The organism is Hyphomicrobiales bacterium (genome assembly GCA_017642935.1).
GTDB lineage: Bacteria > Pseudomonadota > Alphaproteobacteria > Rhizobiales > MH13 > MH13.
The window spans coordinates 1,376,069-1,399,684 of the sequence record JAEPOK010000001.1; the positions used below are offsets into that span (position 1 = coordinate 1,376,069).

A 23,616-nucleotide genomic window follows, 5' to 3' on the forward strand; every position below is an offset into this window, starting at 1 on the left:
ACTGAAATGCTTAGCTTGTTGACGGTGGCGGGTTGACGCGAATGTTGAGCTCCCGCAGCTGTGAAGCCGACGGCGCCGAAGGTGAGCCCATCATCAAATCGACCGCCTGCTGGTTCATCGGGAACAGAGCAACCTCGCGCACCGATTTCGCACCGCAAAGCAGCATGACAATACGGTCGACACCAGCAGCCATGCCCCCATGCGGTGGGGCGCCATACTGAAAAGCTCGATAGAGCCCGCCAAACTGCTCTTCGACTTCCTCGCGCGTTTTGCCGGTCACTTCGAACGCCTTGACCATCAAATCAGGCAGCTGGTTCCGGATGGACCCGGACGCGATCTCATAGCCGTTGCACACCAAATCATATTGGTAGGCTTTGAGGTTGATAAGCGCTTCATCGCCAGCGGCTTGGGCAGCTTCCAATGCTTCCAGTCCACCCTGCGGCATGGAGAAGGGGTTGTGGGAGAAGTCGACACGCTTGTTCTCTTCGTCCCATTCGTAGAACGGGAAATCGACGATCCAGCACAGTTCAAACCGATCCTCATCCACCAGGTCGAGCTCAGTGCCGACCTGCGTGCGGGCATTGCCGGCAAAGGTCGCGAAGGCTTTCGGGTTGCCAGCAACGAAAAATGCAGCATCGCCCGCCTCAAGGCCAAGCTGCAGACGGATTGCTTCGGTGCGCTCGGGCCCAATGTTCTTGGCAAGCGGGCCAGCGCCAGCAACCACGCCCTCTTCCTCGCGCCAGAAAATGTAGCCCAACCCAGGCTGGCCCTCGCCCTGCGCCCAGCTGTTCATGCGATCGCAGAAAGCACGGCTGCCACCGGTCTTGGCCGGGATGGCCCACACCGCGTTGGTATCATCCTCCAGCATGCGGGCAAAAACCTTGAAGCCTGAGCCACGGAAATGCTCAGACGCATCCTGCATTTCAATCGGGTTGCGCAGATCAGGCTTGTCCGTTCCGTAAAGGCGGATCGCATCGGCGTAAGGGATACGCCGGAAGGTTTGCGAGACCGGTTTGCCGTCCGCAAACGCTTCAAACACATAGCGCAGAATGGGCTCCATCGTGTCCCAGACTTCTTCCTGGGTAACGAAGCTCATCTCCAAATCGAGCTGGTAGAACTCGCCGGGCAAGCGGTCGGCGCGCGGGTCCTCGTCACGAAAGCAGGGTGCGATCTGGAAGTAGCGGTCAAAACCCGCCACCATCAGCAGCTGTTTGTACTGCTGCGGCGCCTGGGGCAACGCATAGAACTGACCGTGATGAATGCGGCTGGGCACAAGAAAATCGCGTGCGCCTTCCGGAGATGACGCGGTCAGGATCGGCGTCTGGAACTCACTGAACCCGGCATCCTCCATGCGGCGTCGCATGTCCCGGATGACCTTGGTGCGGGTCATGATGTTGGCGTGCAGTGTTTCACGGCGCAGATCGAGAAAGCGGTAGCGCAGGCGCGTATCTTCCGGAAATTCGGGCTCGCCAAAAACCTGCAAAGGCAGTTCGGCCGACGCGCCGAGCACCTCGATCTCCGTGGCAAACACTTCGATCCCGCCGGTCGGTAAGGCGTCGTTGACGGTTTCGGCCGTGCGCTCTTTCACCTTGCCATCGATACGCAGGCACCATTCGGAGCGCACCGTTTCGGCCAGCGAAAACGCCGGTGAGTCCGGATCTATGACGATCTGGGTCATGCCGTAATGGTCGCGCAAATCGATAAACAGCACGCCACCATGGTCACGCACGCGATGCACCCAGCCGGAAAGTCGAGCGGTGTTGCCCACATCTTCGCGGCGCAGGGCGCCACAAGTGTGCGAGCGATAGCGATGCAGACCGGTGTCCGACATGAAAGGGTTCCTCAAGGCAAAAAGAAAAGCGCAAACGAGCCGTTTGCGCGGTTGCGCAGCGGCTTAACGCCCTTCGCGCGGGCACGTCAACCATGGCTGCGCTGGTGGATCGCCAACCGCCGGCAAAGCGTTTATGACGGCCACCATGAAACTGTTAAACGATACCGATTCCCTGGCGCAGCTTTGCGCCCGCCTTGCGAACGAGCCCTACATCACCATCGACACGGAGTTTCTTCGCGAAACGACCTTCTGGCCGCAGCTGTGCTTGGTCCAAGTGGCGGGCGCCGAAGAGTATGCGCTGATCGATCCGCTGGCCGATGGGCTCGACCTTGCGCCGCTGTTCGACCTGCTGGCCGATGACTCGGTCTTGAAGGTCTTCCACGCCGGCCGTCAGGATATTGAAATTTTTCATTATTTGACCGGATCGATCCCGCAGAACGTGTTCGACACGCAGATCGCGGCGATGGTCTGCGGGTATGGCGATCAGGTGGGCTACGATCAGATTGTCCGTCAAACAGTGGGCGTGAGCATCGATAAGAGCCACAGGTTCACCGACTGGTCGCGACGCCCGCTGAATGATGCGCAATTGGCCTATGCGGCAGCCGATGTGACGCATTTGCGTGATGTCTATCAGCATCTTGCAGACATTCTGGAAAACAAGGATCGCGCGAGCTGGGTCGCTGAAGAGATGGCGACGCTGCTCGCACCTGAGACCTACTCGGTCGACCCAGACAAGGCCTGGGAGCGGTTGAAGCTGCGGGCGCGCAAGCCGATTGAATTTGCAGCCCTGAAAGCCGTCGCCAAATGGCGCGAGGAGGTGGCACAGGACCGCGATGTGCCGCGACGGCGTATCTTGAAGGACGACGCCATCTACGAGTTGGCGCAACAGCGACCACTTTCGGTGGAGGCGCTTGGGCGATTGCGTGCCGTACCTCGTGGATTTGAGAAACAACCCTTCGCGCGCGGTTTGGTCGAAGCGCTGCAGGCCGTGTCGGCCCTTTCCATCGACGAACTGCCCAAACTTCCAAAATCAAAACGTAATCCAGAGAGCGCGCCGGCGATTGCCGAACTGCTCAAAGTGGCGCTGAAGCTCGTAGCCGAACGCGAAGGCGTCGCACCGCGCATCATTGCCAATGCCGATGATCTGGACACGATTGCCATTCATGGCGATGCCAAGGTCAAAGCTATGCAGGGCTGGCGGCGCGATCTCTTCGGCGACATGGCGCTGAAAATTCGGTCCGGTGAAATGGCGCTCGGTGTGCGCGGCAAACGCGCGGTTCTTGTTCCGATGCAGGACGAGGACTAGTCGGGCCTAGCGCACGGCTACCACTGCTTCTTGTCGGCCAGTCAGTTTGGCGAGTGCATTCAGCCGTTTGCTCAACCGTTCACCCTGCAACCCGGACAGATGGTTGGGCAGATAGAGGCTAAGCCTGCCCTTTTCCGACGTATCCAAGCGCGTTTCCGGCAGGACCCCGGCCATGGACGCCGTAAGCGCGTAGGCAACGCGGAACAAAGCACCCAACAGGTGCGCTCTTTCGGCCAAACGATCGGATAGGATCGCTGACACTTCACCGTTCAGCCCATCATCCGACAGACCCTGATGGCGGTAGTAGTTGGCCATGGCTAGGTAGAGTCGGCCGGCATGATCAATGCCGCTGAACGCTGCATGAGCGATGATGTTGTGGCTCTGAATGCCGCGATAATCTGGATGGGCGCGCCAGCCAATGTCGGCGAGTAGGCTCGCGGCCTTGCGCAGTCGCGCCTCGTTCTCGGTTTCCTCGATGCCAAGTTCTTCAAAAGCGGCGCCGGTCCAATCAGCCAGTTCGCGCGCATGCTCGGGTGAGCGAGAGCGCAGGATCGCCAACTCAAAAGCCGCGTCGAGGAGCGGATCCTGCTGCTTTTCGCTGTCGGACAGTTCGTCAAACAGCAAACCTTCCCGCACCCCTAGCGCTGAGAGCACCACCTCAGCCGGTTTTCCAACCTCAAAGAGCGCGCGTAGGACGGCGGCACCGTAAGGCAGAAGTGTTTTGCGGCTGCGTGAGACAGCCCGCATCGCCCCATGATCTTCATATTTGCCGCGCGCCACATCCTGGCAAAAGGCGGCAAACAGGTCGGCTTCAATGGCGTAGCCATGCATCACCGACAGCGGATAATCGGTGATCTCCATATGGAGCTTGGCAAGATTGCGCCATGTTCCCCCGACCAGATAGAGCGTGCGACCGGCCAGGCTCTTGGCCGTGTCGTCACCTTCCAGGCGTCCAAGCGCGATTTTGTAGGCGCGTTTGGCGTCGCTCTCGGACTCTTCCTGCATGCGAATGACGCCAAGCTTGTGGGAAACCCCCTCCCCGATAAAGCCAGGCTTCACCTCGATAAGTTCCAAGCTGCCGCCGCCAAGATCGCCGACGATACCGTTGGGCTTGAAGAAACCCGATTGAACACCTAGCGCAGCCGCTCGCGCCTCCTCATCGCCAGAGAGAATGGTCAGCGGCGCGGAGAGAATGCGTTCGGCGTTCTGCAAAAAAGCATCGCCATTGCTCGCCTCGCGCACGGCGGCCGTCGCAATCACGCGCAGTGTCTTGATGCGCATCTGGTCCGCGAGATGCCGAAATCGGGCAAGCGTTGCCAGCGTCAACTGCACAGAATCGTCCGACAGTTGACCAGTCTTGGCCAAACCCCGGCCAAGACCACACAACACTTTTTCATTGTAGAGCGGTGTCAGCGCGCGTGAGAGACGCTCATAGGCGACAAGGCGAACTGAGTTGGAGCCAATATCGATAACGGCGATCGGGCCATAGCCCTCAAGACGCCCTTGGCCCGAATAGCGTTCAGGGGGCGCGGCGCGTGAAAAAACGCGGTTGGTTCGCTTGAAGAGATTTTCCACGGCCCGACAGACTCGGATTGGTCATAAAATAGCGGTGCGCGTTGAACGGTTCTTCGCCGGGCGCAGGGGTAACCCGCTTGTGACGTCCGTCGGCCAACAGTTCCCAGCTTTGCTGGTTGTCTTTCAAACTTGCAACCATGATTTGGTCGAGGATCTGCGCATGGACGGTTTCGTTGTGGATGGGCACCATTGCTTCGACGCGTCGATCCAGATTGCGAGGCATTAAATCGGCGGACCCCATATAGATGATCGCCTCTTCGCTCGGCAGACCGGCACCATTGCCAAAACAGACGATGCGAGAATGTTCCAGGAACCGGCCGACAATGGATTTAACCTCGATGTTTTCTGAAAGGCCGGGCACACCAGGACGCAGACAACAAATGCCGCGAATGATCAGGTTTACCTTCACGTCGGCCTGGCTGGCCTCGTAAAGCGCGTCGATGAGTTGTGCGTCCACAAGCGAATTCATCTTCATCCAGATCGCCGCTGGACGTCCCGCCCGCGCGTGATCGATTTCGGCGCGGATGTGGTCAAGCAAACGCTGGCGCATGCGCGTTGGCGAAACCACCATCCGATCAAGCTCTGCCGGCTCGGCATAGCCGGTGATGAAATTGAAGATGCGCGCCACGTCACGCGCGATCACCTGGTCGGCGGTGAAGAAGGACAGGTCGGTGTAGATCTTCGCCGTGATCGGATGATAATTGCCGGTGCCGATATGACAAAAACTCATCAGATTGCCGGCCTCGCGCCGGACCACCAATGACAGTTTGGCGTGGGTCTTCAGCTCCAAAAAACCAAAGACGACCTGCACGCCGGCGCGCTCCAGGTCGCGGGCCCAGCGGATGTTGGCCTCTTCATCGAACCGGGCCTTCAGTTCCACGAGTGCCGTCACCGACTTGCCGGCTTCAGCCGCCTCAATCAGCGCGCGCACGATCGGTGAATTGTTGGATGTGCGGTAAAGCGTTTGCTTGATCGCCACGACGTCTGGGTCGGAGGCCGCCTGCCGCAGGAACTGCACCACCGCATCGAAGCTTTCATAGGGGTGGTGAACCACCAAATCCTTTTGACGGATGGCAGCAAAGCTGTCGCCGCCATGCTCGCGAATGCGCTCGGGGAAGCGCGGTGTATAGGGCACGAACTTCAAATCATCGCGGTCGATATCGACCAGTTCAGATAGGTCGTTGAGCGCAAGAGCACCTTCGACCTTGAACACGGCTGCGTTGTCGACTTCCAGTTCGCTGGCAACCAGATTGAGCAGGGAATCCGGTGTCGTCGCCTCGATCTCCAGCCGGATTACCGAGCCACGGCGGCGGCGCTTCAAGGCGCTTTCAAAAAGCCGCACCAAATCCTCGGCTTCTTCTTCGATTTCCAGGTCAGAATCGCGGATGACTCGGAACGCGCCTGTGCCGGTAACCTTGTAGCCTGGGAACAGCCGCGCGATGAACATGCGCACCACCTGCTCGAGCATAATGGTGCGATGGCCGGAGCCGGAATCCTCAAAGCGCGGCAATTCCACAAAGCGTGCAATCTTCAAGGGCACGCGGATAAGCGCCGTCATGGAAACATTGGCGCTGGTGGTTTTGGTTTGGCTTTCGCGCTCCTTTTCCAACTGAAGAGCGATGGAAAAGCCCAGATTGGGAATGAATGGAAACGGATGAGCCGGATCGACGGCAAGCGGGGTCAATACAGGGAAGACGTGGCTTAAAAAGTAGCCGTCGAGCCAATCGCGCTCGCGCGGGTCCAAATCCTCCGGCTTAACGATGGTTATGCCGACATCGGAAAGTTCGGCGCGAAGGCCGTTGAACGAGTTCTGCTGATGGCGCGCAAGATCAGCGACTTCTTCACCGATGGCCTGCAGCTGCTCCGCCGGTGTCAGCCCATCGTCGGACCGATTGGTGATGTGCTCATTCACCTGACCCACCAGGCCCGCGACGCGCACCATGAAGAATTCATCGAGATTATTCGCCGAAATAGAGAGGAAGCGCAGGCGTTCCAGCAGCGGGTGGTGGGTGTTGTCGGCCTCTTCGAGCACCCGCCGGTTGAAGCCGAGCCAGGACAGTTCGCGGTTGATGAAGCGCTCCGGTGAGGCCATCAAATGATCGTAGATCGGCGTGTCGTCGTAGGCGCTCAGAACGCTCCCTGAAACGGGGCTCTCAGCTTCGGCAGTCTGCGAATTGGCGGTGTCGGTCATTAAGTGTCCTGTAAATGAAGCGGCGCTCTGAAGGCGTACTTCAGCTCTGTGACAGTTCGTAGGCAGCCAGAACCTCTCGTGCGAGCGGTTTGGTAATCGATCGCCCTGCGGCCAACGACCGCTCATCAATCAACGCAATCAGTTTGGACAGATTGGCATAAGATCGTTCCATGCGCTGCAAAAGATAATCAGCAATCGCCGGATCGACCATCAACTGGCGGTCGGTGAAGAGCTTGATGGCTATGGCCTGAAACAGCGCATCGTCGGGCGGGGCGACGGTGGCACGGATGCCGGCGCGCAAACGCGACAGGGTGTCGGGGCGTTTCAACGTAAGCTGTTCGGGCTCTTCCTGGATGGTGATGAGCGCCGGGACCTGAGCAGCGCGCGCTGCCTCCAATGTATGAAAAAGGGCGTCCTCGTTCCACTCACTGGCTGGCTTGGAGGTCCATGTTTCCAGCCCATCGATCAGAACAGCGCTTTCGGCGGTAAGCCCAAGTGGCGATGCGCCGTCGAACCAGTGCGGATCGGCAAACCGATCCGCAAACAGATGGGCCAGATGCGTTTTGCCGGACCCCGTTTCGCCGGTCAGCACACCCACTGGCGTCGGCCAGGCAAGGGTGTCGATGAGGCCACGCGCATTCTCATTGGCAATGCCCACGATAAAGTCTTCCGCCGCGAAGGAGGGTGGCGGGACGATATCAAGGACGAGTTGACCAGCATTGGACATCGCTAACTCTCGTCGGAGCCGGTCGATGTCACTGCGCTATTGCCGTTGGTGCCCTTATAGAAGATGCTCTTCTTGTAACGCGAAACACCAAACCGGGTCAGCACGCCCAGCGAGGCAGCAACGGGAACAGCGATGAGCAGACCCAAGAACCCGTACAGCGACCCGAAGGCCAGCATGGCGAAGAACAGAACCACCGGGTGAAGCCCGACCGCATCACCGACGATCTTCGGCTGAAGGAAATTACCTTCCACGAACTGGCCGAAGAAGAAGATGCCCGCCACAGCGACAATCCACCAAGGTTCGGACCAAAACTGCACCAATGCGACGCCAACTGATGTGCCAAAGCCGACAAGCGAGCCGATATAGGGAATAAAGCTCAGCAGGCCGGCGCCAAGGCCAATCAACAGGCCGAAATTGAGCCCGACCAATGTTAGCGCAGTGGCGTAAAACGTGCCGAGAATGAGCGCCAAGATGAATTGACCGCGGATGAATCCGGCCATCACATGATCGATCTTTTTGGCAAGGTCGCGAATGGTATCGGCATGGTCGCGCGGTAGGAGCGCATCGATGCGGGCGACCAGATTGTCCCAATCGTAAAGCATATAGACGGCGACGATGGGCGTGATGACCAGCGTCGACAGCACGCCGACGACCGCCGCGCCTTGGTCAAGCACGCGGCTCGCCAGCGCTGCCATCGTGCCCGCATTTGCCTCAATAAACTCGCGGATGAGGTCAAGGTTGAGGGTGCCGAGCCAGGTGAGGATTGCGTCAAATGTCATCGCGGAGGGAAAAAGCGCCTGACGGGCCGCGACATCTTCTTCGCTTGCCGGCGCCATGATCGCGTTGATGGCGCGGAAGTCCTCGTCCGCCAGCCCGAAAATTGTCCGCAGTGTTTCCGGGATGTAGGGACGCAATGCCTCCACGAGCCCGATCATCTGTTCCACGAGCAGCGGCACCAGAAGCAACAGGCCAATAACGACGATTATGATCGCCAGTGCAGTGATCGAGAGCGTTGCCCAGAGCCGTGAAAAACCCCGCCGCTCAAACCAATCAGCTGCCGGATCAAGCAGATAGGCGATCGCCATGCCGGCAACGAAGGGCAGCAGAACGCTGGAAAAAACATAAATGAATGCAATCAGCGCCGCTGCCGCGAGAGCCCAAAAAATCGCTTGCCGTTGAAGTGTCATGAAGGGTGCGCGCTCGCATCGTTGCTTGATTTGGTGAAGTCGGCCTCAGACATAAGGCCTCTGGCCCACAGGTTCCAGACGCGCCGTGCTTGTTTTGCGATCAGGAATCCGGCACGCAAAGCCGATACGACATGAGGATGCAGCATGAGCGGGTCAGAAGCCTACAAGCAAGCCGGCGTCGATACCGATGCCGGCGCGGCGTTGGTGGAGCGGATCAAGCCGGCCGTTCACTCAACGCGACGCCCAGGCGCAGACGCCGATCTGGGCGGGTTTGGTGGCCTGTTCGACCTAGCGGCCTGCGGTTTTCGCGACCCGGTGTTGGTGGCGGCGAATGATGGCGTCGGCACCAAGGTGAAAATTGCCATCGACTCTGGAGTTCATGACACGGTCGGCATCGATTTGGTGGCCATGTGTGTGAACGATCTGGTCGTGCAAGGCGCTGAGCCACTGTTTTTCCTTGATTATTTCGCCTCTGGTGCGCTCGATGTTGATATGGCGGCAAGCGTCGTGGGGGGCATTGCTGAAGGGTGTAAGCTCGCTGGTTCCGCGCTGATCGGCGGAGAAACGGCAGAGATGCCGTCGCTCTATGCCAACAAAGACTATGACTTGGCAGGCTTCAGTGTCGGCGCGGTGGAGCGTGATGAAATCCTGCCGCGCAAGACCCTTGTCGAAGGTGATGTGGTGCTTGGGCTTACGTCGTCTGGGTTCCACTCCAACGGATATTCTCTCATTCGCAAGATCGTTGCAGAGGCAGGTTTGCCGTATGGCGCTCCGGCACCCTTCGATCCTGCACGTACCCTGGGTGAGGTTCTGCTGACGCCGACCAGAATCTACGTGAAAAGCCTGCTCGCTGCCCAAAAGGCGACAGGTGCCATCAAAGGTTTGGCGCACATCACCGGTGGCGGGCTGCTAGAAAACATCCCACGCGTTTTGCCTGACGATCTGGCTGTTTTCCTGGATCTCTCCGGGGTAACCGTTCCACCGGAAATGGCCTGGGCCGCCGACACGGCCAAGCTTTCGGCGCACGACATGCTCGCCACGTTCAACTGTGGCGTCGGGATGGTTGTGATCGTGGCAGCAGAGGATGCCAGCGCCGTTGCTGTGAAACTCTCCGAGATGGGCGAAAGCGTTCTAACCCTCGGCGCGGTGACGTCGCGGACCGGCGAGCCGGTGATCATCGAGAAGCAGCTGCCTCTATGAAACGGCTCGTGGCAATACTGATTTCCGGGCGCGGCTCCAACATGCAGGCCCTGGTACGCGCCGCGAATGAACCAGACTATCCTGCGGAAATCGCCTTGGTCGTTTCCAATCAACCTGAGGCGGCAGGCCTCGCGTGGGCCTCGGACCAACGCATCGCCACGGCTGTCGTTGACCACAAAGCCTTCAAGAAAGATCGTGAAGCGTTTGAGCGGGCGATTCACGCCGAGCTTGAAAAAGCGAACGTTGAAGTGGTGTGTCTGGCCGGGTTCATGCGGCTGCTGACGCCCTGGTTTATTGGAAAATGGCACGACCGTCTGATCAACATCCACCCCTCGCTCCTGCCCTCTTTTAAAGGGCTCAACACCCATCAACGCGCGCTCGATGCCGGGGTGAAATTGCATGGCTGCACGGTGCATTTCGTACGGCCAGACATGGATGCCGGGCCCATCATCGCCCAGAAATCTGTACCGGTTCTGGATGATGATGATCCCGACACTTTGGCAGAACGCGTCCTGGCGGCGGAACACGCGCTCTACCCGCACGCGCTGGCTGAGATGATCCGGGGATTGGAGGGCGGTTGGACCGTTAAAGCCGAGCGGGTGTTTGGAGTTCGCCCTATCGAATAGGGGGATGCGCGCGCGGTGGCCGGCGCAAACCGCCCCCTTCCCCACCAGGGCGACGGCGCGGCTGTTGGGCCGAACCAGAACGCGCGTTCTGCTTGGAAAAGCTGTCGTCGGGCGTTCCGGCAAAGCAGCGCGGCACAAACGGAAATTCGTCGGTGATCACATAGTAGTAGGTGCCATCGGGATATTCCGGCGTGACCCCAAAGCGGCCATTGCAGGCATCGAGCGTGCCCGAGCCTGGCACATACTCCCAGTCGGCGGTGAATGTGCCATCATACGCTCCGCCTGGCCCTGATGAACGCGTGCCAGAGCGCAGCGCATAACTTGATGTCATCTCCTCAAGGCCGGATGAGGGGTCATCTGAGTCGGCATAGCTAAGCGGCCCGTAAATCGGGAAACCATCGGCGGCATAGCCAATGAGTGTTGGCGCCCCGGCGCTCGCCAATCGGTCGTAAAGGCCATCAGGGATGCCGTGATAGTGGTAGGCGCCGTTGGGCTGCACATGGGCGTTGCTGGCATCCAGACCAAGCGAGCGGGTCTGCGGTCCAAAGGCTTCGTAGTTCCAGCCCGAAGAACGGTCATTGTTCCAAAATTCCGCTGTTGCTGGGTCGAAGATCACGCCATTGAGCGCCACGCCAAAGACGTAACGGTCGGCGCTGGTTGGCGAACCGCCGGTGCTTGGATTGGTCGGCATATCAAAGCGGTAGCTCTGGGTGGAAATGCTGTTGGGATTGTTGGCATTGGGGAACTGGCCAGGCGCATGGTCCGGCAAGCCGTCGGCAACAATGGTGCGCACTGCGCCATTGGATGAGATCGAGATGTTGGCCGCCGCTTCGACGGAACCAAGCAGCAATTCCTCCAAAATCTCGTCCAGCCAATTTGTGTCCTCTTCCACAAGCGCTTGGCCGGTGGCTGCAACCTCTTCATCGTGGGTGCCGTGGGCAAAACCATTGCTTGGTAATGCAGTGGTCGCGAGCAGCACGGCGACCATGGATGCCATACCAAGGCGTTTGAGCAGGTCGTTTTTGGGGTGGGTATCGGTCATGGCGTTCGGCCCTTCTTCAACGGATCGCTCACGGGTTCGTGAGCACGCTGTGAAGGTGAGCGAGACGCGGGCCATGCACCAGTTAAGGGTGCGTCATGTTCTCGGTCTGTCCGTTACAAGTGCGTCATGACATTTTGGACAGGTTTGAGTGTGGAGATGCTTGGGTTGGCGAAGGCAGCCGCGCTTAAAGGTGAGGATAAGAGGAGCTGCTTAGAGCCTAAATTGACGGTCACCGTCATGCGTGTTTGATAAATTGGGCAAAGAGGGAACGGCGAGTTGACCGACAAATCGAATTGGGAAATCAAAGGTCGGCTTTGGGATTTTTACAAACCAAGACATACGCATTCATGGAACATGCTAGTTATGTCCTGGCGTGCCTTGGATGACTCGCTTGATGATGACGATCTTTGCTTTGAGGTCGAATACCTCTGGGAAAACTTCATCATCCGTCTTTGGCTTTACCGAACGACGGTGAAGACCCTTAGCAAACTCCCGACGGTTAAGGAGGATGCTGACAAGGCATTGGCATCATTTGATGTGGCCTTCGACCACAACGGCCAGAATGGCTTGAAGGCTATTCGCGACATGATTGAGCACTTCGACGACTACGCTGCTGGTGTGGGAAGAGGTCCTGCTATACGTGACCGAGACCTAGATCCGTGGCGAACAATCACTAAGGACATGTATCAACGAGGAGGCTGGCTGCTCGACCGCGCGAAATCCTACGAAGCCGCGATCCAACTGCGAGATGATGCACAGGTTGTGAGCGATCAATTTATCACTAGCTACAAATCTAGAACACTGATGGCGCCTCCAAAGTTAATAGTTTCTTGGCGTTCAAAGACGCAAAAAGGGCGGCCACCGGATACGTGAAACCGCCCCTTTAAATGCTTGCATCGGCTAGTTGTTAGCCAACAATTTCCAGCTCGGAGAACCAGTAGGCGATCTCTTCAGCGGCGGTTTCGGGTGCGTCCGAGCCGTGAACAGAGTTCTCCCCGATCGACTCGGCGAACTCTTTCCGGATGGTGCCTTCTTCGGCTTCAGCCGGGTTGGTGGCGCCCATCACTTCGCGGTTGCGAGCGATGGCGTCTTCACCTTCCAGAACCTGAACGACCGTCGGTGCGGACGACATGAAATCAACCAACTCGTCAAAGAACGGGCGTTCGCGGTGCACGGCATAAAAGCCCTCAGCATCCTTGCGGCTCATCCACACGCGCTTAGAAGCGACGACGCGCAATCCGGCAGCTTCGAGTTTGGCGGTGATCTGGCCGGTCAGGTTGCGGCGCGTGGCGTCCGGCTTGATCATGGAAAAGGTGCGTTCGATGGCCATTGCGGCGATCCTATCGTTAAATGGGGAAACAGAATGGGAAGCGGGCGCGTCAGCCAATGTGCTGCGCGCCCGGTGTGGCGCGATATAGACCGGGGCCGCCGCGGCTTCAAGCGGCGAGTTTCAGCGCCGCAGTTTGGTTGCAGGCGTCAAGCACCCGATTGAACCAGTCGTGCAGCAGGTCATCGCCGTTCATTGTGTCATAGGATGATGTGGCTTTGGCCCAGCAGAACGAGGCCGCCAGCGCAATGTCCGCATAAAGCAGGCGTTCGCCACCCAGATAGGGCGTTTCTTCCAAACGGCGGCGGTAGGGTTTCAGGAAGGTCGCGAACTTCTGCCGCTCCTTGTCCCGGCCGCGCTGTACGTCTTCCAGCGACATGCCGAAGCGTTTTTCGCGGCTTTGACGGAAATAGGCGGCATCTTCGCGCGCCAGATGGTTGTGAATATCGAGAATGATCATCCGGCTTATCGTGGGGTAGAGTCCGGTGACGATCAGATTGTCGATCAGCGCGGCGTTTTCCTTGCCACCATCACCTCCAAAAATGGATGCGCTCTCCGGGTAGGTGTCTTCAAGGTAAGCGCATATGGCAAAGCTCTCGGTGATCGTTGTCTCGCCGTCGATCAAGACCGGTACGGTTTTATGGATGCAGTCCAGTGCCTTGGGGATTTGGGTGAACGGGGTTGGTCGGTTTTCAAAGTCCAACTCTTTGAAACCGAGCGTCAGGCGCGCTCGCCAGGAGTAGGCTGAAAACAACCGGTCCGGTTCGGCGCCACAAAGCTCATAGAGTATCCGCATCGCATCCCCGTTTGTGCATGTGTGTGGTCGATATGCCGCTAGACCAGCCGACGGCGCAATGCTAGCCCGGCGCCATGCTAGAAATTTCCAATCTCACCTACCGGCTGGGCGACCGGCTTTTGTTCGATGACGCGTCTGCAACCATTCAGCGCGGATCGAAAGTCGGATTCGTCGGCCGGAACGGATCGGGCAAAACCACGCTGTTCAAGCTGATCCGCGGTGAGATCGCGCCGGAAAGCGGTGAAATCCGTCTGCCATCGCGCATGCGTCTCGGCGGCGTCGATCAGGAGGTGCCTGCTGGGCCTCAAGCGTTGCTGGAGATCGTTCTGGCGGCCGACACCGAGCGCGCCGCACTTTTTGCCGAGGCGGAGACAGCAACCGATCCGACGCGCATCAGCGACATCCAACTACGCTTGGCCGACATTGACGCGCACTCCGCTGAGTCGCGCGCGGCACGGATTCTCCAAGGTTTGGGATTCGATCACCAAGCGCAGCAACGACCGGCATCGGACTTCTCTGGCGGCTGGCGCATGCGTGTGGCTTTGGCAGCCGTGCTTTTTTCGGCACCTGACCTTTTGCTGCTCGACGAGCCCACCAACTATCTTGATCTGGAAGGCGCATTATGGCTGGAAACCTATCTGGCGCGTTATCCGCACACGTTGATGGTCATCTCGCATGACCGGGATTTGCTCAACAGCGCGGTCAGTCAAACACTCCATCTCGATCAGCGGCGGCTCCAGCTCTATGGCGGCCCGTTCGACACGTTCGACAAGCAACGTCGTATCCAGCTTGCGGTTGAAGAAAAAGCACAGGCCAAACAGGCTGCTCGGCGCGCGCATATGCAATCCTTTGTCGACCGCTTCCGCGCCAAGGCGACCAAGGCCAAGCAGGCGCAATCGCGGCTAAAAATGCTGGAGAAAATGGAACCGATGGCGCTGCGCATGGAAGAGCGCGTGGCACCGTTTCATTTCAAAGGACCAGAAAAACCAAAATCGCCACCGCTCATCAATGGGCGCGATTTGGCGGTTGGCTATGAACTAGACAAGGCCATCCTGTCGAGGATGACGTTCCGCATCGACCCAGATGATCGTATTGCGCTGCTTGGCCAAAACGGCAACGGCAAATCGACGTTTGCTAAGATGATTGCCGGACGCCTCACCCGTCAGGCCGGCGACCTGACCTTTCCAGGCAAGATGAAGGTCGCCTTCTTCACCCAGCATCAGTTGGATGATTTGAACCCTAAAGAATCGCCGGTCGACACGGTGCGTAAGCGTATGCCCGAGGCGGGCGAAGCCAAGGTGCGCGGCCGCGCGGCCCAAATGGGGTTCGATCGGCTCCGGATGGACACGCCTGCCGGACAGCTTTCGGGCGGCGAGCGCGCTAGGCTGCTGCTCGGGCTCATTACGTTTGATGGCTCAGACATTCTGATCCTCGATGAGCCGACAAACCATTTGGACATGGAAAGCCGTGAAGCGCTGGTCGAGGCGCTGTCGGATTATGACGGCGCTGTCATCATCATCAGTCATGATCGCCACCTCATCGAGGCTACGGCTGACCGGCTTTGGGTGGTAGGCGATGGAACGGTCAAACCTTATGAGGATGATCTATCAGCCTATCGGCAAGCGATACTGCGCGGTGTCGATGGCGGCAAGCAGCGAGGCAGCAAAACATCTACGCCCAAGAAGAGCTTTGGCAAGGCTGAACCGGTTGCGCCCCAGCCATCTGCCAAGCCTGTGCGACCCGGCAATGTTTCACTTCTGAAAAAGCAGGTGGCTGAGGCAGAATCACGGCTAGCGACAATCCGGGCTGAACTGGCGAAAATCGACAAGGATCTCGCCAACCCCAAGCTTTACGCGATGAACCCGCAAAAGGGTGCAAAACTCGCTGCGCGGCGGGCCAAAGGCGCTGAAGCGCTCGACAGTTGGGAAGCCCGTTGGCTGGACCTCAACGCGGCGCTCGAAGAGGCTGGCGAACAGGTCTAGCAGTTGCCGCGGCCGTCATTTCGATCCTACGAAACGACCAATTGACCTCGTTGGTCATCGAAAGCCGATGAACTCGACATAGTCGTCGAGAACCGTTTCCCACCAGACCAGATCATCGCGGAAGGTTTCCAGGGAGATGCCGTGGCGGGTGTTGATCGCGATCTGGATAACTGCGTCGCCATCGTTGCGGATATAGGCTTTGCCGAATCTACGGCTGGAGTTCCATTCGTTCATTTGATCGATGGTCAGGCCATCCATTTCAAAAGATGCGGTGAAGGACAGGTCCGCGCAGTCGGGCTCGCAATTGTAAACATCCACTGCGAAGTTGATGTTGTTGACCGTCGCTGCGATGTAGCGCTCGCCATTGCTGTCTCGTTCAAGTCGAGCGGTTCCGATTTCTGCAACGACAGGGCAGAGTTCATCGAGAACGGCAAACACCATGCCCGATGGGCCAGGTCCGGTGCAGGCGGCAGCCGGTTGCGGGCCTTTTTGGGCCAGGGCCGCCGAAGGCAGACCGAACGTCGCCGCGACTGCAATCGCCGAGGCGGCGGTAACCGCTGAAAAATGAAATCTGTGCGCTTGCGTTGCCATGGCCACTCTCCCTCTGCCAAGCCAGCCAGCGTTCTATGACGCCGTTTGACAAAATCTGCATGGCAAAAGGCGCAAGGTCAAACCTGAGATTCCCGTTGTCCTCAGTTCAACCGATTATTGGTCGGCCCGCTGCCAAGCGCCGGTCTCTGATTGGCGCCAATATGACAGCGTGTGATCGTCGTCGTGCAACCTCTTCCAGACACCGCGCGCCGCTTGAACAGAGTCGGGTTTTGTCCCGTCGAACATCAAAATAGCGCGCTGATAGGCGCTCAAATCATGATCTGCGCTTGGCAAGGCGCCTTCGACGAAAAACCGAACCGCAGCACCATTTGGGTTGTCCGACGTCGCCGACAGCCAGATTGGATGGCGCTGTGGATCCGTCGCTCCTTCGCCCGCGTGTGGCAAAAAGCTAGCCTCGTTGTACGTCCAAAGATGATCGTCCAGATCCTTGAGCCGCGATGGCTCTCCGACTTCGACGACTACCCGCCAGTCTCGCTCCAAGCATTTGGCCAGGAGCTGCGGCAAAGCGGTTTCCAGGCTGACGGTCTGCAGATGGTAAAATGCAACATCAGCCATGGATCGTCATCAGGTCTCTTCGTGGACAGCGCGGATGTAGTCGTTGAGTAACCGCACACCAAAACCTGATCCAAAGGACTGATTGATCGCCGACTTCGGCGCCGACATGGCCGTGCCCGCAACATCCAGATGGGCCCAGGGGGTGTCACCGACGAAACGTGCGAGGAACTGCGCTGCGGTGATCGAACCGGCAAACCGACCGCCGGTGTTCTTCATGTCAGCGAACCGCGAATTGATCATCTTGTCATAGGCTGGCCCAATCGGCAGACGCCAGACTTTCTCGCCGGTGCGCTGACCGGCTTCGTGAAGATCAGTCGCCAGATCATCATCATTGGAGAAGAGGCCTGCGTGTTCCTGGCCAAGCGCAACAAGGATCGCCCCGGTGAGGGTGGCCAGATTGATCATGACCTTAGGCTCGTAGGTCGTGCGCGTGTAATGCAGCGCGTCAGCCAAGACCAAGCGCCCTTCGGCATCGGTGTTGATGATCTCGATGGTCTTGCCGGCCATCGATGTCACGATGTCGCCTGGGCGCTGCGCCTTGCCGTCAGGCATATTCTCAACCAGCCCGATGACGCCGACAGCATTTACCTTGGCTTTGCGGGCGGCCAGCGTATGCATGAGTCCTACGACGCAAGCCGCGCCGCCCATATCGCCCTTCATGTCCTCCATGCCGGCGGACGGTTTGATGGAAATTCCGCCCGTATCGAAGACGACACCCTTGCCGACAACGGCAACAGGTTTGTCGTTGGACCCGCCCTTCCACTCCATGATCGCAAGACGTGCCGGTTTTTCCGAGCCTTGAGCCACGCCAAGCAGCGCGCCCATGCCGAGGTCTTCCATCGCGGCATCGTCGAGGACTGTGACACCAATACCAAGCTCATCAAGCGCTTCCGCCACGCCAGCAAACTCAACGGGTCCAAGGACGTTTGGCGGTTCGTTGACGAGGTCGCGCGCGAGAATGGTACCCGAGGCAATCGCATCGGCCTGTTGGAAGGCGGCTTCCAACGCTGATGGGTCAGAGGCGAGCACGGTGACGGCCAATGATTGGGGAGGCGTTTCTTCATCGCCGTTGTCGTCATCCTTTTCTGGACGGCTTTTATAACGGTCGAAACGATAGGCTCCCAGTCTCAACCCGGCCAAGACTGATGCGGCTTCGTCAGCCGCCATATCATCAAAGACGATTGTCGCAGCGCTAGCCTTGGACAGCGCTGATGCCAGTTTTCCCCCGAACATTAGATGTGGCTCAGGGTCTTTGGCCTTGTCTGGATTCGCACCCGTCAGGACCACCTGATCAACAGGCGCACTCGGCACGGCGTAGAGGCTGACCGTTTCGCCCCAACCGGCCTTGAACCCCGATGCCTTCGCCCCAGCCGACAACGCGCCATCGCCAGCTGAATCGATTTGCGCGGCGGTGCCAGCAAGAGAATCAGCGCTGGTTGCAAAAACAACTAGGGGACCTTTGGGAAGGTCAGGAAAATCCGACTTGGCGTCATGCGCGGCGAAGGTGAAAGAAAGCTCAGGCATTGAATCCTCATAAGACATCGGGGGTGCTGCGCCCGGCCGGACGCGCAATCGTTGGGTTCTGAGGTGGCGCATGGCGCGCGATTTGGCAAGCGCCGCTCCAGCGTTTGAGCGCTGCCCACGCGGATGATCAAGTGGTGGCTGGGCATCGCCGACGATCTTGTTTACAAAGGCTTAACCCATTTTCTTGGTCGAACTTTAGCCATTGTAGGTGGCAATGAAGGTTGGGGATTGATGGAGCTGTCAGGCAGTTCTGTTTGACAGTTGGGCGCATGGCGAGGCGGCAGGAAACGATCTGTTGTCAGCTCAGGCGCAGGGAGTGATCAACGTTTGACGTTCAATCGTGTCAGCCTGTTTGACCGCTATCTGTTTCGTCAGGTGGTGCTGACCTTTGTCGGCATGCTCATCGCCATGACGGCGGTGATCGTGTGCGTGGTCGCCTTGCAGGAGCTAGACGTCGTCACCAACCAGGGCGCGGCGCTTGCGACTTTTGCCGTGCTCACAGTTTTGAACATGCCGCAGATGCTAAGCGTCGTGGCGCCTATCGCCTTTTTCTTGGCGCTGTTGATGACGCTGAATCGGTTGAGTGCTGAGAGCGAAATCGTTGTGGTTAACGCCTCCGGCGGAAGCCCGATGGGTTTGCTGCGCCCTGTCATGGCTGCCGCGTTGGTTGTCAGCCTCTTGGTTGCGGTGCTCGGGCATTTGATTGCGCCGCCAGCGCAGAAGGCTTGGCGGTTTTTGATCAGCGATGTGCGGGCTGACCTGCTTGCTACTGTGGTTCGCGAAGGCGCGTTTTCATCGCTCCAGGAAGGTCTGACCTTTCACATGCGGGCGCGCGAACCTGGCGGCATCCTGACGGACATCATGATTGCCGACACGCGCGACTATCCGCACGAAACAATTTACTTCGCCCAGAGAGGCACGGTCGTGCGTGGCGAACAGGGAGCGTTTCTCTCCGTCGATGATGGTGTCATCCAGCGGCGAACGGTTTCGACGTCGGGCCGGGTCAACACAGCCTTCCTATATTTCGACAGCTATTCCATCGATCTGAGTTTTACAGATCGCGCCACCGCCCCCGGCTATCTAAAGCCGTCAGAACGATCCACGGCCTACTTGTTAAATCCCGACGAGGATGATGCTTTTTTTGTCAGCCAACGCGGGCGGTTTTTGGCCGAACTGCACAACCGCATCGCTCTACCCTTTTATCCCTTTGCTTTCGCAATGATCATAGCTCTGGCACTTGGAACGCCCCACTCGGGACGGGCGGGTCGGGCCAAACGGGTTCTGGCTGCGATTGGTGGAGGCGCTGTGGTCCTTGGCGCACAATTTGGTGCTTCAAGCATCATTCCATCGGCGCATTTCTCCTGGCCCCTTCTATATCTGATCCCACTGGCCGTGGTGGTTCTGGGATGGCTCGCGATTTCCCGGCGCATCGATTTTGTGTCGATTGCGCAGCGATCTCCGCTGATGGGGAAAGCTAAGGCGCTGCCCCAGGCGGCGGAGTAGCTCATGCGATTGTCTGCCTCCCTTAACCGCTATCTCGCCTTGGCGTTTTCCAAGCACGTTGGCTTTGTGTTTTTGGGCGCATTTGCCTTGATGCTGATGGTCGACGTTATGGAGCTCACGCGGCGCGGCGCCGACTTGGAAATCCCCTTTCAAGCGATTTTAGCGATTTCTGCTATGCGCCTGCCGTCGCTTGCTGAGCAGTTGGTGCCCTTTGCAGTGCTGATTGGAGCGTTGATGACGCTGGTCGCCCTTTCGCGGCGGTCAGAGCTAATCATCGCCCGCGCATCGGGACTTTCTGCTTGGCAATTTCTTGTCCCTCTTATCGTTGTGGCCGCGATGGTAGGCTTAGCCGCGTCGTGGCTCTACAATCCGTTTTCAGCCAGCCTCAAGGTGCGGTCAGACGCCATTTTGGCTGAGCGATTTGCCGGCAGCACCACAAATGTCGATCCGGAACGGGAAATCTGGTTCCGCCAGTCAACCGGCGAGATCGTGACTTTGGTCCGAGCGGCTTCGGCAACCGATGCCGGTCAAACGTTGAACCAAGTCAGTGCGATGCTGTTTGACGAATACGGTGACTTCAACCAGCGGGTAGACGCCGACCGCGCTGTACTGCGCAACGGCGCGTGGAACATGACCGATGTGACGATGACCGACACGTTGGGAGAATCGCGTGCCATCGAGGTTTTCTCGCTTGCCACGCCACTGACGGCCGATGACGTCCTAGGACGGTTCACACCGCCCACTTCTGTACCAATTTGGCACCTTCCCGACCTTGCAAATAAGGCACAGCAGGCGGGCATCGCTTCCGATCGCTACAGATTCCAATTTCAGGCCTTGCTCGCACGGCCCATGCTGCTTATGGCCATGGTATTGGTGGCCGCAACCGTGTCTTTGCGGTTCTCTCGGCATGGGGGAACGACAAAGCTTGTGGTGGCCGGATTGAGTGCTGGATTTATCGTGTTTGTGGTCAACGAAATCGCTGGCGACTTAGGGGGTGCTGGATTGGTCAATCCAGTTCTTGCGGCATGGGTGCCGCCGATCGCCGCTGGTCTTTTCGGCATAACGGCCTTGCTGCATCTGGAGGATGGCTAGGCTTGGCTGGGTTGCGCTCTTCCTCTCGCGTTCTGCGCTTAGGCACTATGCTGGCGGTTGCCGGATCCCTTGTGGTCACTGGCGTGGGCACCGGGCTTGGCGTTAGCGGTGTTGCGCTCGCGCAAGTCACACCAGGCTTCGACCAAGCCAACCCCGATGCGCAGATGTTCCTTGAAGCAGACGAACTCCTTTACAATGAAGGCGTAAATACCGTCACCGCCCTAGGCAATGTGACGATCTTTTACGACGGCTACACGGTTGATGCCGACGAGGTTGTGTACGATCGCGCCCAAGGTCGTGTGCTGGCGCGCGGAAACGTGATCTTGGTCGAACCGAGCGGCAATATCATTCGTGCAACATCGGCTGATCTCAGTGACACGCTGGCCGATGGTTTTGTCGATGCACTAAGTGTTGAGACGCCCGAACGTGGCTTTTTCACCGCCCGTAACGCCACCCGCCGCGATGGTTCAGAGACTGAGTTCGACCAGGGAACCTACACGGCCTGTGAGGCCTGCCCAGAAAACCCCGACCGACCCCGCGCTTGGATGTTCCATGCCGACACGATCACGTACGATGAAGAAGACCAGATGGTCTATTATCGCAATGTGCGGTTGGACTTCTTCGGCATACCGATCGTCTGGCTGCCATTCTTTGCCCACACCGACCCAACCGTTGAACGCAAGAGCGGCTTCCTTCGTCCCGAGTATGTGCTTGACGGCGATTTAGGTTTTGCCATTTCAACACCCTACTATTTTGCGCTTGATCCCAGTTATGATCTGACGGTGACCCCCACATTCTTCTCAGGTCAGGCATTTCACCTTGAAGCGGAATGGCGCCAGCGGCTCGAAAATGGTGGCTACAGCGTCCGCGTTTCTGGCGCCGCCCAGCTGGATGACGACGTGTTCAACAATCAGCCTGGCGATCAGGACTGGCGTGGCGGCATTGCAAGCAATGGTGCCTTTTCTCTGAATGACCGTTGGGATTTCGGCTGGAACCTCTACCTGCAGTCCGATCGTCGCTATTTCCGCGATTACTCGATTGAAACCGAGGGCGCGAGCCAGGTTATCTCGGACATCTACCTGACCGGTCTCCACGACCGTAGCTATTTTGACGCACGCGTTGAGCGCATCCAGGTTGCGACGATAACAGAAGGCGATCAGAACCAGCCCTGGACTTTACCTGTGGTCGACTATGATCGCCGCTTCACGCCCGATCATGTTGGTGGCGAATTGCAGGTTCTAGCCAACCTGACGACGACGGTCCGCGAAGATGCCTTCGTTGATCCTATAACCAGGCCGACCGGTGCAACCAATGTGTACGAGGGCCTTGATGGCCAAATGAGCCGCGCGACTTTGGATGTCTCTTGGCGCCGTGAGTTCATCGGGCCATTGGGTCAGGTGTTCACACCGCAGGTCGGGTTTCGTGGCGATGTGATCGGCTACAATCTTGGTAGCGAGGCCAACGTCGTGTTCGTCGATGGCGAAAACTCTTTCGCTCGCGGTATGGCGTCGGCCGGTCTAGAATGGCGTTGGCCTTTCCTAATCACGGCTCCAGGAAGTAGCCATGTTGTGGAGCCAGTCGCGCAGTTCATCGTGCGCCCAGACGCTGGCCATGTTGGCGAGGTGCCGATTGAAGACTCACAAAGCCTGGTCTTTGACGCGTCAAACTTGTTCGATTGGGACAAGTACTCCGGCTTTGATCAGATGGAAGGCGGAACACGCGCCAATGTTGGCGTGCGGTACACCGGTACGTTCGATAACGGCTTGTCCCTAAGTGCAATCGTCGGGCAATCCTTCCACCTGGCCGGCGAAAATCCATATGCTTGGTCGCAAACCGGCGCAAATATCCTCACGCCCAATGGTGAGGACAGTGGGCTTGAAACAGATCAGTCCGATTATGTTGCCATGCTGACGGCCCGCCTTCAAAATCGCCTTTCTCTAACCGCATCTGGGCGGTTTGACGAAGACGATTTTGACTTAGAGCGTGGTGAGCTATTGGCATCAGCCTCGCACGGTCGCGTGGCCGGCGCGGCCACCTACGCCTATTTGGCCGCGCAACCCAACCGCGGCATCAATGACGATCAGCATCAGATTTCTGGCTCGGCTTCATTGCAAGTCAATAGCAGTTGGCGCGTGGCCGGCAGCGTCCAGTACGATCTGGAGCGGAGCCATATCCTCGGATACGGCGCAGGGATCCAATATGTCTGCGACTGCTTGGGCGTTGGGCTGAATTATACCTATACGTCACCGGATGGGAATGATGGCGTCTCGGATAGCCGGGTCATGTTGAACGTTTCGCTGCGGACCATTGGCGCCTTCGAAACAGAGGTGCTTAACAACGAACAGTTCAACAGCGTGTTCGGAACGCAGTAGGACGTCACGGGCTGAATTTCGGCACAATTGGCAGGCACGCGCAGCTCAATAGAGATCATTGTCGTAACACGGCAAAACGTGACGGCAGTTGTGTAAAGAGGACCTTCGAATGATGGGTGCGATTTCAGAACAAAGATCAATTAAACGGCACGCGCTGCGGCGGCGCGG

At 58.3% G+C, this 23,616-nt stretch carries 19 protein-coding genes; 8 read left to right on the forward strand and 11 right to left on the reverse strand.

Annotation, left to right across the window (positions count from 1 at the left end):
- Nucleotides 1–10 precede the first annotated feature (10 nt).
- Nucleotides 11–1,816: an aspartate--tRNA ligase gene (aspS, locus tag JJ917_06480; protein ID MBO6698454.1), complete on the reverse strand. Its 1,806-nt coding sequence runs from the start codon at nucleotides 1,814–1,816 to the stop codon at nucleotides 11–13.
- Between the two features lie 160 nt (nucleotides 1,817–1,976).
- Here aspS and rnd point away from each other — a divergent pair, with 160 nt between their 5' ends.
- Nucleotides 1,977–3,137 carry a ribonuclease D gene (gene rnd, locus JJ917_06485; protein MBO6698455.1) on the forward strand — a complete coding sequence of 387 codons (1,161 nt, stop codon included), beginning with the start codon at nucleotides 1,977–1,979 and terminating at the stop codon, nucleotides 3,135–3,137.
- Nucleotides 3,138–3,143: 6 nt separating this feature from the next.
- On the opposite strand, the gene JJ917_06490 is transcribed toward rnd, so the two are convergent.
- Genes JJ917_06490 through JJ917_06505 form a run of 4 tightly spaced genes read right to left on the reverse strand, consistent with a single transcriptional unit; the run spans nucleotide 3,144 to nucleotide 8,817 of the window.
- On the reverse strand, nucleotides 3,144–4,712 hold the full coding sequence (locus tag JJ917_06490; protein MBO6698456.1) for a Ppx/GppA family phosphatase: 1,569 nt from the start codon (nucleotides 4,710–4,712) through the stop codon (nucleotides 3,144–3,146).
- Entirely contained in the window at nucleotides 4,657–6,903 is a 2,247-nt protein-coding gene (locus tag JJ917_06495; GenBank protein ID MBO6698457.1) for an RNA degradosome polyphosphate kinase, read from the reverse strand. Before JJ917_06495 ends, JJ917_06490 begins: the two co-directional genes overlap by 56 nt.
- Before the next feature lie 40 nt (nucleotides 6,904–6,943).
- Complete coding sequence (locus tag JJ917_06500; GenBank protein MBO6698458.1) at nucleotides 6,944–7,630, reverse strand: hypothetical protein; 687 nt, start codon at nucleotides 7,628–7,630, stop codon at nucleotides 6,944–6,946.
- A 2-nt stretch (nucleotides 7,631–7,632) separates the two neighbouring features.
- Nucleotides 7,633–8,817 (reverse strand): AI-2E family transporter, encoded by a 1,185-nt coding sequence (locus JJ917_06505; GenBank protein MBO6698459.1) that lies wholly within the window; start codon nucleotides 8,815–8,817, stop codon nucleotides 7,633–7,635.
- A 144-nt stretch (nucleotides 8,818–8,961) separates the two neighbouring features.
- On the opposite strand from JJ917_06505, the gene JJ917_06510 reads away from it, so the two are divergent.
- Together JJ917_06510 and JJ917_06515 are read left to right on the forward strand one after the other, a co-directional pair.
- On the forward strand, nucleotides 8,962–10,017 hold the full coding sequence (locus tag JJ917_06510) for a phosphoribosylformylglycinamidine cyclo-ligase (GenBank protein ID MBO6698460.1): 1,056 nt from the start codon (nucleotides 8,962–8,964) through the stop codon (nucleotides 10,015–10,017).
- A complete protein-coding gene (locus JJ917_06515; GenBank protein MBO6698461.1) occupies nucleotides 10,014–10,643 on the forward strand; it encodes a phosphoribosylglycinamide formyltransferase in 630 nt (209 codons plus the stop codon). Before JJ917_06510 ends, JJ917_06515 begins: the two co-directional genes overlap by 4 nt.
- Here JJ917_06515 and JJ917_06520 read toward each other — a convergent pair.
- Nucleotides 10,633–11,685 (reverse strand): YHYH protein, encoded by a 1,053-nt coding sequence (locus JJ917_06520; GenBank protein ID MBO6698462.1) that lies wholly within the window; start codon nucleotides 11,683–11,685, stop codon nucleotides 10,633–10,635. The genes JJ917_06515 and JJ917_06520 overlap by 11 nt on opposite strands.
- A 276-nt stretch (nucleotides 11,686–11,961) precedes the next feature.
- Between JJ917_06520 and JJ917_06525 the strand changes: the two genes are divergently transcribed.
- Complete coding sequence (locus JJ917_06525) at nucleotides 11,962–12,558, forward strand: hypothetical protein (protein ID MBO6698463.1); 597 nt, start codon at nucleotides 11,962–11,964, stop codon at nucleotides 12,556–12,558.
- Between the two features lie 34 nt (nucleotides 12,559–12,592).
- On the opposite strand, the gene ndk is transcribed toward JJ917_06525, so the two are convergent.
- Complete coding sequence (ndk, locus tag JJ917_06530) at nucleotides 12,593–13,015, reverse strand: nucleoside-diphosphate kinase (protein MBO6698464.1); 423 nt, start codon at nucleotides 13,013–13,015, stop codon at nucleotides 12,593–12,595.
- Nucleotides 13,016–13,121: 106 nt separating this feature from the next.
- A complete protein-coding gene (locus JJ917_06535) occupies nucleotides 13,122–13,808 on the reverse strand; it encodes a glutathione S-transferase N-terminal domain-containing protein (GenBank protein ID MBO6698465.1) in 687 nt (228 codons plus the stop codon).
- 74 nt (nucleotides 13,809–13,882) lie between these two features.
- Between JJ917_06535 and JJ917_06540 the strand changes: the two genes are divergently transcribed.
- Nucleotides 13,883–15,790 (forward strand): ABC-F family ATP-binding cassette domain-containing protein, encoded by a 1,908-nt coding sequence (locus JJ917_06540; protein ID MBO6698466.1) that lies wholly within the window; start codon nucleotides 13,883–13,885, stop codon nucleotides 15,788–15,790.
- Between the two features lie 54 nt (nucleotides 15,791–15,844).
- Here the strand turns inward: JJ917_06540 and JJ917_06545 are convergent, their stop codons facing one another.
- The 3 genes from JJ917_06545 to JJ917_06555 all read right to left on the reverse strand — a co-directional run bounded on the left by JJ917_06545 (nucleotide 15,845) and on the right by JJ917_06555 (nucleotide 18,481).
- On the reverse strand, nucleotides 15,845–16,381 hold the full coding sequence (locus JJ917_06545) for a YbjN domain-containing protein (GenBank protein ID MBO6698467.1): 537 nt from the start codon (nucleotides 16,379–16,381) through the stop codon (nucleotides 15,845–15,847).
- A 114-nt stretch (nucleotides 16,382–16,495) separates the two neighbouring features.
- Nucleotides 16,496–16,957, reverse strand: coding sequence for a DNA polymerase III subunit chi (locus JJ917_06550; GenBank protein MBO6698468.1), 462 nt, complete (start codon nucleotides 16,955–16,957; stop codon nucleotides 16,496–16,498).
- Between the two features lie 9 nt (nucleotides 16,958–16,966).
- Entirely contained in the window at nucleotides 16,967–18,481 is a 1,515-nt protein-coding gene (locus tag JJ917_06555) for a leucyl aminopeptidase (GenBank protein ID MBO6698469.1), read from the reverse strand.
- Nucleotides 18,482–18,808: 327 nt separating this feature from the next.
- Between JJ917_06555 and lptF the strand changes: the two genes are divergently transcribed.
- Genes lptF through JJ917_06570 form a run of 3 tightly spaced genes read left to right on the forward strand, consistent with a single transcriptional unit; the run spans nucleotide 18,809 to nucleotide 23,448 of the window.
- The gene (gene lptF / locus JJ917_06560) at nucleotides 18,809–19,984 is read left to right on the forward strand and encodes an LPS export ABC transporter permease LptF (GenBank protein ID MBO6698470.1); all 1,176 of its coding nucleotides are present in this window, start codon (nucleotides 18,809–18,811) and stop codon (nucleotides 19,982–19,984) included.
- A 3-nt stretch (nucleotides 19,985–19,987) separates the two neighbouring features.
- Complete coding sequence (gene lptG, locus JJ917_06565) at nucleotides 19,988–21,076, forward strand: LPS export ABC transporter permease LptG (protein ID MBO6698471.1); 1,089 nt, start codon at nucleotides 19,988–19,990, stop codon at nucleotides 21,074–21,076.
- A gap of 2 nt (nucleotides 21,077–21,078) precedes the next feature.
- The gene (locus tag JJ917_06570; GenBank protein ID MBO6698472.1) at nucleotides 21,079–23,448 is read left to right on the forward strand and encodes an LPS-assembly protein LptD; all 2,370 of its coding nucleotides are present in this window, start codon (nucleotides 21,079–21,081) and stop codon (nucleotides 23,446–23,448) included.
- Nucleotides 23,449–23,616: the final 168 nt, after the last annotated feature.